Genomic DNA, 13,694 nt, shown 5'->3' with positions numbered 1-13,694 from the left:
TCTGGATAGTTTGAGTCAAGTATATATAACTTTTTGATAATCTTAAGCTCGCTATTTAATTTGTATTTTTGTCCGAAAACATAATTTAATCATGAAAAAAATAACCTTACTTTTTGCTTCTATAGCAATTTTTAATTCTTACGCCCAACAAAGACCAAAGTTAGTTGTGGGGGTTGTGGTTGATCAAATGAAAATGGAATATTTATATCGTTACGCTGATGACTTTTCAGCAAATGGATTCCGAAAGCTAATGGGTGAAGGTTATGTTTTTCATAACACACAATACAATTATATGCCTACTTATACTGGTCCTGGACATGCTTCTATTTATACAGGGACTACACCAGCAGTACATGGAATTGTAGGTAATACTTGGTTTGATAAGTCGACAGCAAAAGATAAATATTGCACTGATGATGCATCGGTTAGTATATTGGGGAAGGGGAAAGTAGAAGAAGGAAAAATGTCTCCTGTTAATTTAGAAACTTCAACTGTAACAGATGAGTTACGTTTAGCAACTAATTTTAAAGGAAAAGTAATAGGTGTAAGCGTAAAAGATCGTGGTTCGATACTTCCAGCAGGACATTTTGCTAATTGGGCTTTTTGGTTGAGTGATTCGGGAAATTTTATTTCAAGCACTTTTTATGGGAAAGAATTGCCAAAATGGGTAGACGATTTTAATACAAAGAAAAATTATGAAACCTATTTAAGTAAAGATTGGACTTTGTTGAAATCAGAATCTGTTTATAATGAAAGTTTAGCGGATGATAATGATTATGAGGGTTTGTTGTTTGGTAGTAAAAAGCCTGTTTTTCCCTATGATTTAAAATCTATGTATGCAAAATTTGGAGCTAAAGTCATAAAGACAACACCGTATGGGAATGATTTCATAGCTGATTTTGCGAAAGAAACTATCATTAATGAAGATTTAGGGGCTGATGAAGTTACGGATTTTTTAACGCTTAGTTTTTCATCAACAGATTATATAGGACATTTGACAGGGCCTCGTTCTAGAGAGGTTCAGGATACTTATTTGCGATTAGACGAGACCATCGCTCATTTTTTAGAGTTCTTGGATAAAAAAGTAGGTAAGGGGAATTATTTATTGTTTTTAACTTCAGATCATGCTGCTGCTGAGAATCAACATTTTTTAAAGGATAGTAAGTATCCTATAGAACCTGTTGATTATTCATTGTTTGTAAATAAGTTGCGTGATTTTTCGAAAGCTAATTTTGGGACGGATTTTGTGTTAGACTATTCTAACTATAATTTGTTTTTTGATAAAAAGAAAATTAAAGAAAGCAACTTGGATTTAGACATTGTTAAAAAGACTTTTAAAGAGTATGTAATGAGTTTTTCTCATATAAAACGTGTCTATTCAGAGGAAGAAATTTTGTTGGCAAATAGTGCTGATTTTTATTTGAACGCTATTTTTAGAGGTTATGATCCTAAACAAAACGGAGATTTAGTTCTTTTAGAAAAAGCAGGTTATAGTGCACATGAAGGAAAAGGAACTTCTCACGGAACGCCATTTAATTATGATACACATGTGCCTTTATTATTTTACGGATGGAATATCAAAAAAGGGGAATCTTTTGATCGAAAAGTTATTACACAGATTGCTCCTACGATCGCTCAGAAAATTAGAATTGATTTTCCTAACGGAACAGAAGCTGAGGTTTTGACAGAGGTTTTGGAAACTAAATAATACTAAAAAAGGGACTGTTTAAAGTCCCTTTTTTTATCATTGTATTCTACTATAGTGTTACTGTAGCAGGTAATGGAATTTGATTTTTTAATAAATCTTCGAAAGTTTCGTGAGCTCTAATTAAATGCCCTTCTCCGTTAATCCATAATACTTCTGCTGGTTTGTATCTTGAATTATAGTTCGAAGACATAGAATAGCAGTAAGCACCAGCATTTCTAAAGCATAGAATATCTCCTTCTGCAATTTCTTGAATTCTACGGTTGCTTGCAAACGTATCCGTTTCACAGATGTACCCAACGATAGAGTAAAAACGCTCTTTCCCTTTCGGATTTGAAATGTTTTCGATATGGTGTTGTGAACCATAAAACATAGGACGAATTAAATGATTGAATCCAGAATCGATTCCTGCAAAAACAGTCGAAGTGGTTTGTTTTACCACATTAACTTTTGCTAAGAAGAAACCGGCTTCACTCACCAAGAATTTACCTGGTTCAAAAATTAATGTCAATTCTTTACCATATTCGTCGCAGAAAGCATTAAATCTTTTTGATAACTTTTTACCTAATTCTTCAATGTCAGTTTCAATATCATCTTTTTTGTAAGGTACTTTAAATCCACTTCCAAAGTCTAAAAATTCCAGATTTTTGAAGTTTCTAGCAGCGTCAAATAAGATTTCAGCAGCATACAAGAATACTTCTATGTCCAAAATATCAGAACCTGTGTGCATGTGGATACCTACAATGTTCATTTTAGTATTTTCAACAATACGAACTAAGTGAGGCAATTGGTGTACGGAAATACCAAATTTACTATCGATATGACCTACTGAAATGTTTTCGTTTCCTCCAGCCATAACGTGTGGGTTGATACGAATACAAACTGGAACCGTTGGATGTTTTGCACCAAATTGTTCCAAAATAGATAGGTTGTCAATATTGATTTGAACTCCTAAAGCATGTACCTCTTCAATTTCTTCTAAGGAAACACCATTTGGTGTATAGAAAATTCTATCTGGTGCATATCCTGCATGAAGTCCTAATTGTACTTCTTGAATTGAAACTGTGTCTAGTCCAGACCCCATATCTTTTAATAGTTGTAGGATAGATATATTAGACAGGGCTTTCATTGCATAGTTAATGCGTAGTTTTTCTACTTTAGAAAAAGCTTTAGTTAGTCTGTTATATTGTGATTTTATTTTTTCGGCATCGTATACATATAGTGGTGTGCCAAATTGTTCTGCTAATTGAAGTAAGTCTTTAGATTGCATTGGTGTGAATTTTGTACAAATTTATTATTCTTTATTGATACTACAATAGATATAATTATTTCTAACAAATTCTAACAATAAGTTACATAAATAACCTTAAGTGATTTTTTTATGTATTTTTATCACATAATATATTTTCAAGAAACTATAAAAGCAAAAAGGCTATCTGAAATTGCTCTCAGATAGCCTTTTATATACTTTATAGATATACTACAATGGAGGTAAATCTCCACCTTCTTTTGTAGGAAGGTTTGTAGTTCCCATTAAAAACAAATCAACTTCTCTTGCTGCCTCACGACCTTCAGAGATTGCCCAAACGATTAATGATTGTCCTCTTCTCATATCTCCTGCAGTAAATATATTTGGAACATTAGTTTGGTAATTGTTTGCTTTATAGTTACTTCTAAAATCAGTTTCAAGACCTAATTGTTCTGCTAAATTTTTCTCTGGTCCTGTAAATCCTAAAGCTAATAAAGCTAAGTCACATGGCCAGATTTGTTCAGATCCTTCAATCTCGATTAATTCTGGACGTTGTCCAGGAACCATTTTCCATTCAACATTTACAGTTTTAAGAGCCGTTAATTTACCATTAGCATCTTTGATGAATTCTTTAGTATTAATTAACCAGTTTCTATTACATCCTTCTTTGTGAGAAGTTGATGTTTTTAACTGTAAAGGCCAGAATGGCCATGGTGTAGACTCACTTCTTCCAACAGGTGGTTTTGGCATAATCTCAAAGTTTGTAACTGATTTTGCACCTTGACGGTTTGATGTTCCCACACAGTCAGAACCTGTATCTCCACCACCGATTACGATAACATCTTTACCAGTTGCTAAAACTTGGTTTTCGATTTTTTCACCCCAAACCACTTTTGTTTGTTGTGTTAAGAAATCCATTGCTTGAACTACACCGTCAGCATCAGCACCAGGAGTAGGTAAGCCTCTTCTTTCAGTTGCTCCACCACAAAGTACGATAGCATCAAATGCTTTTAAGTCTTCAATAGAGTAGTTAACACCTACATTAGTGTTTACTTTGAAAGTGATACCTTCTGCTTCAAGAATAGCTATACGTCTGTCGATAATTTCTTTTTCTAATTTGAAATTAGGAATTCCATAACGTAATAATCCTCCAATAGCATTGTCTCTTTCAAAAACAGTTACAGTATGACCTGCTCTGTTTAATTGTTGTGCAGCTGCTAAACCTGCAGGACCAGAACCTACAACAGCAACCGTTTTACCAGTTCTTGTTTTTGGTGGTTGTGGTTTAATCCAACCTTCTTGGAATGCACGCTCCACAATATTTTTTTCTATGTTTTCAATAGAAATAGGATCATTGATAATTCCTAGTACACATGCTTTTTCACATGGTGCTGGACATAAACGCCCTGTAAATTCAGGGAAGTTATTTGTTGAATGTAATATCCAAGAAGCTTTTTGCCATTCACCTTGGTGAACCATGTGGTTGAAATCAGGGATTAAATTCCCTAATGGACATCCACTGTGACAAAATGGAATACCACAATCCATACAACGAGATCCTTGTTTTGTAATTTCAGCTTCACTCAAAGGAACTGTAAATTCTTTATAATGTCCAACACGCTCTTCTACTGCTGTGTATGATTCATCTTGTCTTTCGAATTCTTTAAAACCTGTTACTTTTCCCATTGTATTATGCTGTTAATTCTTCTACCATTTGTTCCTCAGTTTCTAAGCGTTTTAACGCTTTTTTGTATTCTGTAGGCATTACTTTTACAAAATTCTCTAAGCTAGTGTTCCAGTCACTTAATAATTCAGCTCCTTTAGTACTGTCAGTGTACTGAACGTGTCTTTCAATTAAGTGTTTTAATTCATCAGCTTCTTTTCCTTCAACTGTTTCAAACTCGATTGTTTCAGTGTTACACAATCCGTTTTTGAATTTGTTTTGAGGATCATAGATATAAGCGATACCACCACTCATACCTGCAGCAAAGTTTCTTCCAGTTTTACCCAGAACAACTACTTTTCCTCCAGTCATGTACTCACAACCGTGGTCACCCACACCCTCAACAACTGCTACAGCTCCTGAGTTACGTACTGCAAAACGCTCTCCTGCAATACCGTTGATGAATGCTTCTCCTTCAATAGCTCCAAATAAACAAACGTTACCTACGATAATGTTTTCTGAAGCAACAAAAGTAGCTTTTGCTGGTTTCTTGATGATTAATTTAGCTCCAGATAAACCTTTACCTAAATAGTCATTGGTGTTTCCTTCTACAGTAAAAGTTAATCCGTGTGCGCTAAATGCTCCTAAACTTTGTCCTGCTGAACCAGTGAAATTAATGTTTAAAGTGTCTTCTGGCAGACCTAAGTGTCCGTAGATTTTAGAAATTTCGTTACTAACAATAGCACCTACAGAACGATCTGTGTTCTTGATGGGATAATCTAGAGTCATTTTTTCTTTTCTGTATAAAGCACGGTGAGAATCTCTTAATATTTGGAAATCCAATACGTTGTCTAGACCATGATCTTGTTTTTCAGTATTACGAACTACCATGTTTTTATACGCAGCTGGACGATGTAAGATTGATGATAAATCTAAACCTCTGGCTTTGTAGTGTGTGATAGCTTTGTTAGAATTGATTTTGTGTGTTTGCCCAATCATTTCTTCCATTGTTCTGAAACCTAATGAAGCCATGATACCTCTTAATTCTTCTGCTACATAGTAGAAGAAGTTAATTACGTGTTCAGGAGTTCCTTTAAAGTTTTTACGTAATTCTTTATCTTGAGTAGCAATACCTACAGGGCAAGTATTCAAGTGACATTTACGCATCATAATACATCCAGAAGCAACTAGTGGAGCAGTAGCGAAACCAAATTCTTCAGCACCTAATAAAGCGGCGATAGCTACGTCACGTCCCGTTTTTAACTGACCGTCACATTCTACAACAATACGGCTTCTTAAGTTGTTTAATACTAAAGTTTGTTGTGCTTCAGCCAATCCAAGTTCCCAAGGAAGACCTGCGTGTTTTAATGATGTTAATGGAGAAGCTCCAGTTCCACCATCATAACCAGCGATTAATACAACATCTGCTTTTGCTTTTGCAACACCCGCTGCAATTGTTCCAACACCAACTTCAGAAACTAATTTTACGTTGATACGTGCTTCTCTATTAGCATTTTTCAAGTCGAAGATTAATTGTGCTAAATCTTCAATGGAATAAATATCGTGGTGCGGTGGAGGTGAAATCAATCCTACGAAAGGAGTTGAGTTACGAGCCGATGCAATCCATGGTAATACTTTTTCACCAGGTAATTGACCACCTTCTCCAGGTTTAGCACCTTGAGCCATTTTAATTTGAATCTCTTTTGCACTTGATAAGTAGTGAGAAGTTACTCCAAAACGTCCAGAAGCTACTTGTTTGATAGCCGAGTTACGACTGTCACCATTAATGTCTGGTTGGAAACGAGTTCTGTCCTCACCACCTTCACCTGAATTGGATTTTCCTCCAATACGGTTCATTGCGATAGCTAAGTTCTCGTGTGCTTCTCTAGAGATAGATCCGTAAGACATCGCACCAGTTTTGAAACGTTTTACGATAGCTGTCCATGGTTCTACTTCGTCTAATGGAATTGGGTCTAAGTTGTCAAATTCAAAAAGACCACGAATTGTCATTAAATTTTTAGCCTGATCGTTTACTGTTTTAGCATACACATCATAACTAGCTTGATCACTTAAACGTACTGCTTGCTGTAATTTAGCGATAGTAGTTGGGTTGAATAAGTGTCTTTCTCCGTTTCTTCTCCATCTGTATTCTCCACCAATGTTTAATCCTAAACGGTTAGGGATTAATACATCTGGATAAGCGTATAAATATCTTTCGTTGATTTCTTTTTCAATTTCATACAGTCCGATACCTTCAATTCTTGAAGCAGTGTATGGGAAGTATTTTTCAACAAATTTAGAGTTGAAACCAACAATTTCGAAAATTTGAGAACCTCTGTATGAGTGTAATGTAGAGATTCCAATTTTGTTCATGATTTTTAATAAACCAGAACCAATTGCTTTGTTGAAGTTGTCAACTGCTTTCTGCTCGCTGATTCCAGTGATAAATCCTTCTTGTACTTGAACACGAATGATTTCGTTCACCATATATGGGTTAATTGCACTTGCTCCGTAACCGAATAAAGTAGCGAAGTGGTGCGGTTCACGTGGTTCTGCAGATTCGATAATGATATCAAAATAAGAACGCTTACGTAAACGGTTCATTTGGTGGTGAACATAAGAACAAGCTAATAATGCAGGAATTGGAGCAAAATCTTTATTAACCCCTCTGTCTGATAAGATAATAATATTAGTTCCTCTGTCTACTGCTTTAGTAATTTGAATGATGATATCTTCTAAAGCATTTTCTAAACCATTTAAACCTTTATCTTTTTTGTATAAGATTTCAATAGTTTCTGCTTTGAAATGATCGATATCAATATTTCTGATTTTTTCTAAATCATCGTTAGAAATAACCGGGTTTTGAATTCTTAATTTTCTACATTGTTTACTAGAAATATCAAAAATATTTCTGTCCTGACCCAATGCTAAGCTGATATCAGTTACAATTTCCTCACGGATACCATCTAATGGAGGGTTAGTAACCTGTGCGAATAATTGTTTGAAATAGTTAGGTATTAATTGTGGTCTATCTGATAATACAGCAAGAGGAGTATCAGTACCCATGGAGCCTAATGCTTCTTTTCCAGATTGAGCCATTGGAGTGATAACATCTTGAATGTCCTCTAATGTATAATTAAATAAACGCTCTCTAGTTTTTAAATCGATAGTTTCGATTGGGCAAGCCTTAGTTGTAGTAGGTACGTCTCTTAGGTGTAAACGGTATTGTTTTAACCATTCTTGGTATGGTCTTTCAGAAACGATTTTGTTTTTGATTTCTTCATCATTTACGATGCGTCCTTCGTTCATGTCTACTAAGAACATTTTTCCTGGCTCTAATCTTCCATGGCTTTCTACGTCTTCTGGATCAACGTTTACTACACCAATTTCAGATGCCATGATTAATTTTCCGCTCTTTGTAACTGTATAACGAGAAGGTCTTAAACCATTACGGTCTAATAAAGCTCCTACATAATCACCGTCAGAGAATGGTACAGATGCAGGTCCATCCCATGGTTCCATGATGCAAGCATTGTATTCGTAGAAAGCTTTTCTTTCCTCAGACATGGTTTTGTGTTTCTCCCATGCTTCAGGAATCATCATCATCATAACTTCAGGCAATGAACGTCCCGTATGTGTAAGTAATTCAACAACCATATCCATAGAAGCTGAATCCGATTTTCCAGGTAAGATAATAGGGAATAATTTCTCTATTTGTGGACCAAAGACATCACTTTTCATGATTTCTTCGCGAACACGCATTCTACTTACGTTTCCTCTCAAAGTGTTGATCTCACCGTTTTGACACATGTATCTAAATGGCTGAGCTAACTCCCATGTAGGCATTGTATTTGTAGAGAAACGTTGGTGAACTAAAGCTAAACGAGTTACTAAGTCCGTTTGTTGTAAGTCCGTATAATATGGCCCGATATCTTCAGGCATAATGATACCTTTATATATTAAGGTAGTAGTTGATAAACTAGGAACATAAAAATAAGAACTTTGCGATATTTTAGAATTGGCAATAGTGTGTTCTGTAATCTTACGAGCGGCGTACAATTTAGCTTTGAAGGTTGCTTCATCAATGGCTTCATTTTTACCTACGAACAATTGTTCAATTGTAGGTTCAGAAGCTAAAGCAATTTCTCCTAATTGACTAGAATCAACAGGAACTTCTCTCCATCCTAAAACAGAAAGTCCTTGTGCTTTGATTTCTTTTTCAAATATGTCTTTACAAAAAACGTATTGATTTTTGATTTTTGGTAAAAATACCATCCCGACAGCATACTCTCTAGGGGCAGGTAATTTGAAATCACAAACTCTATTGAAATATTCATGAGGAATGTCAATTAAAAGTCCAGCTCCATCTCCCGTTTTCCCGTCAGCACTTACACCTCCACGGTGTTCTAGCTTTACTAGAATCTCTAATGCGTCGTGAATAATTTGATTTGTTTTCTCACCTTTAAGGTTGCAGATAAAACCAGCTCCACAGTTTTCATGCTCGAATTCTGGCAAATAAAGGCCTTGTTCTTTAACTTTCATGCTTGATAATTTTTTTTACAAAAATAGATATTTCATTAAATATAATCCATTGATTTGGACTATTCGAGCTTACTTTTACAGGAATAATAGAAAAATGTATTAATTATAATAATAATTGCATTATTTAGGCTAAGTATTAACAAATTATTAATATTCACTGTATTTTGACCTTATATATTGACAATTATTTCTGATTTTTTTAAAAACAAAATTGAGAAATTTTGTGTAAAAATGCTTGTTTGTTCTCTTTTTTGCTATGAAATCATTTTTTTGGTAGAAATATAGAAGCAAAAGACGTTTTTTTTTAACTTTCTCAATAAGATATTTTAAATCGATAAAAAGATTTCTCATTTAAGTTCGTTTTTTCTACTTTTGTCGGACTTATTTTCTGAAATAAAATCAGATTCAGACAAATTCTATATTATGAACATACACGAATATCAAGGAAAAGAGATTTTAGCTAGCTATGGCGTTCGCGTTCAACGCGGAATCGTTGCAAATAGTCCAGTAGAAGCAGTTGCTGCTGCAAAACAATTAACTACCGAAACAGGAACGAGCTGGTACGTAGTTAAAGCACAAATTCACGCAGGTGGTCGTGGTAAAGGTGGAGGTGTTAAACTGGCTAAAGGTATTGACAAAGTAGAAGGAATTGCAGAAGAAATCATCGGAATGCAATTAGTTACTCCTCAAACATCTGCAGAAGGTAAAACAGTTCACAAAGTTTTAATTGCAGAGGATGTTTACTATCCAGGAGAATCTGAAACTTCAGAATTTTATGTGTCTGTATTGTTAAACAGAGCTACAGGACGTAATATGATTATGTATTCTACTGAAGGTGGAATGGATATTGAGGAAGTTGCTGAGCATACTCCGCACTTAATCTTTACTGAAGAAATTGACCCAGCTGTTGGTTTACAAGGTTTTCAAGCTAGAAGAATTGCATTTAACTTAGGTGTTACAGGTAATGCATTCAAAGAAATGGTGAAATTTATCGATGCTTTATATAAAGCTTATATTGGTTCAGATGCTTCTATGTTTGAAATCAATCCAGTTTTAAAAACATCTGATAATAAAATTTTAGCTGTTGATGCTAAAGTAAATATTGACGATAACGCATTGTTCAGACAAAAAGTGTATGCAGACATGCGTGATGTACGTGAAGAAAATCCAATTGAAGTAGAAGCTAAAGAAGTAGGATTGAACTATGTGGATCTTGATGGTACTGTAGGATGTATGGTAAACGGTGCAGGTCTTGCTATGGCAACTATGGATTTGATTAAATATGCAGGTTTTGAGCCAGCTAACTTCCTTGATGTAGGAGGAACTGCTGATGCTAAACGTGTTGAAACAGCTTTCCGTATTATTTTGAAAGATCCAAACGTAAAAGCAATCTTAATCAATATCTTTGGTGGAATCGTTCGTTGTGACCGTGTTGCTCAAGGAGTTGTTGATGCATACAAAAACATGGGTGATGCTATTAATGTGCCAATCATTGTTCGTTTGCAAGGAACTAACGCTGAAATTGCAAAAGAATTAATTGATAATTCAGGTATGCCAATTTTATCGGCTGTTCAGTTCCAAGAAGCTGCTGATCAAGTACAAGCTGCACTTTCTTAGTTAAAAAGCTTAGTTATATACTATGGCCCGTCTTTATTTGAGACGGGCTTTTTTTATTTTCACAAATCAATTTCGGATTATCTATACTTATGTTAATCTATTATTAATGAGTAAATTATTGAGGTTTTTTTATAGTTTTTAAGTTTATTGTGTGTTTATTTAATTTTTGGTTTCCTTTTATTGTAAGCTGTGAAATTTTTGAAAAGAATATTTTTATTACTTATAATAGGTAATTGATTGTGTTTTTTATCATTGGGTTAAGTAATTGTTTTTGTGTTTTTTGATTAAAAATCAGTACTAATTTTGAACTGTAATTAAAACAAAAAGATTATGAAAAAATTATTTTTATCTGTTGTAGTAGCGTTATTTATGAGTTCAGCATTTGCTGCTACTGATACTCCAAATACAAAAAGTAATTACGTAGAGACGTATAAAGAATTATCAAAACTGTTAAATGCGTATACTCAGCTGGATGGTATAGGTGAGGATACAGTAGTTAAAGTTAGAATTGTTATTAATGAAAATCATGAAATTGTAGTAATGAGTACAAGTACAGATGATGATTTTTTGAATACTTATATTAAAACTACTTTAAATTATCAAAAATTAGAAGCGAATGAGTTGGCTTCTGGAAACGGACTGGTATTTTTAGTCAAATTTATGAAGTAGTTTTTAATAGAATTATAATCGTAAAAAAGTCTCATTTCGATAAAATTGTCGATTTGAGACTTTTTTTATTGCTTTTTTTGTTGAATATAATTCAAAATACGCTTCATTTTGATGTGTTTTGGTGTTTTTTATTGAGGTTATTTCTATTTTTTATATGAATAATGAAAATTAAAGTATTTTTTTTTATTATAGTTTCATTTTTTAATTGGTAATTTTTTGCAACTCTCAAAACTTGCAGTATTGATAATAATTTAAGTGTTTGGTTGAGATTTTTTAATAATTTTGTAATGAAATCTAAAAACACTTAAGTTTAATTTAAAATTTAGAAATCATGAAAAAATTATTATTATCAGTTGTTGCTACTTTATTTTTAACAACAGCATTTGCAAAAGAGAATCCTACTAAAGGAACAAACGATTATGATGACACTTACAAAGAAATAAGTAAGATGTTAAATACTTATCCAAGTTTTGACGGTTTAGGAGAAGAAGTTTTGGTTAAAGTGAGAATTGCACTTAATGAAAATCGTGAAATTGTAGTTATGAGTACAAATACAACAAATAGCGATCTTAACTATTTTATCAAGAATACCTTGAACTACAAAAAGATTTCAGCAGATGATTTAGAAACAGGAAAAGGACTTGTTTTCCTAGTAAAATTTACAAAATAAGATGAATGAATTAAACCAATAAATCCCGAGTATGTACTCGGGATTTATGTTTTAATAGAAATCTCAATTAGCTATCTAGTTTAGGATTTTTTGTTTTTTCCGTTATTGAATTTTACTTTTTCTACCACTTGAATTTTTGGAGTTGTTTTTTTAAAACTCGTTTTTTTCTTAAAAGCTGTTTTAGCTTGTTTAGGTTCGCCAGTAGCTGATTCTTTAGCTTTGGCAGGGATTTCGGACTTATGTTTAGCTAAAACTTCCTTAGGGTTTTTAGGGTTTTCCTTAGTGCCTCTTAAGTGAATTACAAGGCCATTTAAAAAATTACGTAAAACTTGATCGCCACATTCTACATAGTTAGGATGTTTTTCATCACGAAAAAAAGCACCCAATTCGGATTTAGAAATTCTAAAATCTACCAATTCTAAAATTTCAACTATTTGATCATCGCGAAGCATTAGGGCAACACGTAATTTTTTAAAAATATCGTTGTTTGTCATTTTGTTTTATTTTTTACAAAGGTACATTATTATCATGTTAGCTAGTCTGCTCATTTTGATATTCATTGAGGATTTTAATTATTTTATTTAAATCCTTTTTTTTGTGATTCGCAGTTATAATGATTCTATTCAGATATTCGTTATCAGAATTATATTTGAAATTTGTAATGATTATTTTTTTTGCTACTAGGATTGTATTTATATTTTCAATCTTGGGGTAAATAACAGGATAATTTTGTTCAAAGAGAATCTTTTTGTTAGTCGCCAGTTTTGAACCTAAATAGGTTAGATTTTCTAGAAGTTTTTTTTGTTGTTTCTTGATTATTTTTTTTGCTTCGGCAATTGTATTTACAAACGCAGGATTCATTCCTGCACTTGACACAAAAATATCATTGTTTTTTAGTTTTTCAATAAAAACACTACTTCCAGCAACAACACCCCCTGATACACCTAAGGCTTTACCTAATGAAGATACTAATATCTTATGTTGGATATTGCTATATTGTATTGAAGAATACAAACCACAACCATCTTTACCTACTATTCCTAAAGAATGGGATTCGTCAATTACTAAGGCAATTTCTTTATGATTTGGGATTTGCTCTAAAACGCTAAGATCAACTGCATTAACTGAATTAGAAGGAACAGCGTCTGTGAGGATGGCTATTTTTTCTGTTGTATTATCTAATATTCTCGGGTTGATTTTTCCATTTATGAAAAAAGGAGAACTATTATTGTGTGAAATTGCTTTATGATTATTTGGAAAATGATAAAAAAGAAAGTTTTCAAATTCCAAATGTTTCAAAACCAATTGTGCTGCTAACATACCTGAAGAGACAGTAAGAGCGGCTTGTGATTGAATAAATTCAGCTAAAAAAGTTTCACCTTTCTCATAAGCCGAAAGTTTTATATTGGCATTTCGAGAACTTCCATAAGCTGTTCCCCAACGCTTAATGTTTTTGGCTACTATTTTTTGGAATTTTTTATTTGGCGGTAAGCCTAAATAAGCTGTCCCGCCAAAGTATATGTATTTTTCGTTGTCGATTTTTATAATTCGATTTGGGAATTCCTCTACTGTCATTTTA

Annotated in this window: 9 protein-coding genes; 4 read left to right on the top strand and 5 right to left on the bottom strand. The window is 33.4% G+C overall.

Annotation, left to right across the window (positions count from 1 at the left end):
• Positions 1-91 precede the first annotated feature (91 nt).
• Positions 92-1,708 carry an alkaline phosphatase PafA gene (gene pafA, locus ACFPTQ_RS13635; RefSeq protein ID WP_379778097.1) on the top strand — a complete coding sequence of 539 codons (1,617 nt, stop codon included), beginning with the start codon at positions 92-94 and terminating at the stop codon, positions 1,706-1,708.
• A 49-nt stretch (positions 1,709-1,757) separates the two neighbouring features.
• On the opposite strand, the gene lysA is transcribed toward pafA, so the two are convergent.
• The 3 genes from lysA to gltB form a co-directional block, all read right to left on the bottom strand.
• Entirely contained in the window at positions 1,758-2,975 is a 1,218-nt protein-coding gene (gene lysA, locus ACFPTQ_RS13630; protein ID WP_278036182.1) for a diaminopimelate decarboxylase, read from the bottom strand.
• A 210-nt stretch (positions 2,976-3,185) separates the two neighbouring features.
• Positions 3,186-4,640, bottom strand: a complete 1,455-nt coding sequence (locus ACFPTQ_RS13625; protein ID WP_379778095.1) for a glutamate synthase subunit beta — start codon at positions 4,638-4,640, stop codon at positions 3,186-3,188.
• Positions 4,641-4,644: 4 nt separating this feature from the next.
• The gene (gene gltB / locus ACFPTQ_RS13620; protein ID WP_379778093.1) at positions 4,645-9,159 is read right to left on the bottom strand and encodes a glutamate synthase large subunit; all 4,515 of its coding nucleotides are present in this window, start codon (positions 9,157-9,159) and stop codon (positions 4,645-4,647) included.
• Positions 9,160-9,582: 423 nt separating this feature from the next.
• On the opposite strand from gltB, the gene sucC reads away from it, so the two are divergent.
• The 3 genes from sucC to ACFPTQ_RS13605 all read left to right on the top strand — a co-directional run bounded on the left by sucC (position 9,583) and on the right by ACFPTQ_RS13605 (position 12,115).
• Positions 9,583-10,776, top strand: coding sequence for an ADP-forming succinate--CoA ligase subunit beta (gene sucC / locus ACFPTQ_RS13615; RefSeq protein ID WP_379778092.1), 1,194 nt, complete (start codon positions 9,583-9,585; stop codon positions 10,774-10,776).
• A 369-nt stretch (positions 10,777-11,145) separates the two neighbouring features.
• The gene (locus ACFPTQ_RS13610) at positions 11,146-11,445 is read left to right on the top strand and encodes a hypothetical protein (protein ID WP_379778090.1); all 300 of its coding nucleotides are present in this window, start codon (positions 11,146-11,148) and stop codon (positions 11,443-11,445) included.
• A gap of 331 nt (positions 11,446-11,776) precedes the next feature.
• On the top strand, positions 11,777-12,115 hold the full coding sequence (locus tag ACFPTQ_RS13605; protein ID WP_379778088.1) for a hypothetical protein: 339 nt from the start codon (positions 11,777-11,779) through the stop codon (positions 12,113-12,115).
• A gap of 80 nt (positions 12,116-12,195) precedes the next feature.
• On the opposite strand, the gene ACFPTQ_RS13600 is transcribed toward ACFPTQ_RS13605, so the two are convergent.
• Positions 12,196-12,609, bottom strand: a complete 414-nt coding sequence (locus tag ACFPTQ_RS13600) for a DUF1456 family protein (protein WP_379778086.1) — start codon at positions 12,607-12,609, stop codon at positions 12,196-12,198.
• A 37-nt stretch (positions 12,610-12,646) separates the two neighbouring features.
• Positions 12,647-13,690: an aminotransferase class I/II-fold pyridoxal phosphate-dependent enzyme gene (locus tag ACFPTQ_RS13595; protein ID WP_379778085.1), complete on the bottom strand. Its 1,044-nt coding sequence runs from the start codon at positions 13,688-13,690 to the stop codon at positions 12,647-12,649.
• Positions 13,691-13,694: the final 4 nt, after the last annotated feature.

Source organism: Flavobacterium sp. GCM10022190 (genome assembly GCF_042656445.1).
GTDB classification, from domain to species: Bacteria; Bacteroidota; Bacteroidia; order Flavobacteriales; family Flavobacteriaceae; genus Flavobacterium; species Flavobacterium nitratireducens.
This window is presented reverse-complemented; position numbering and strand designations above follow the sequence as displayed.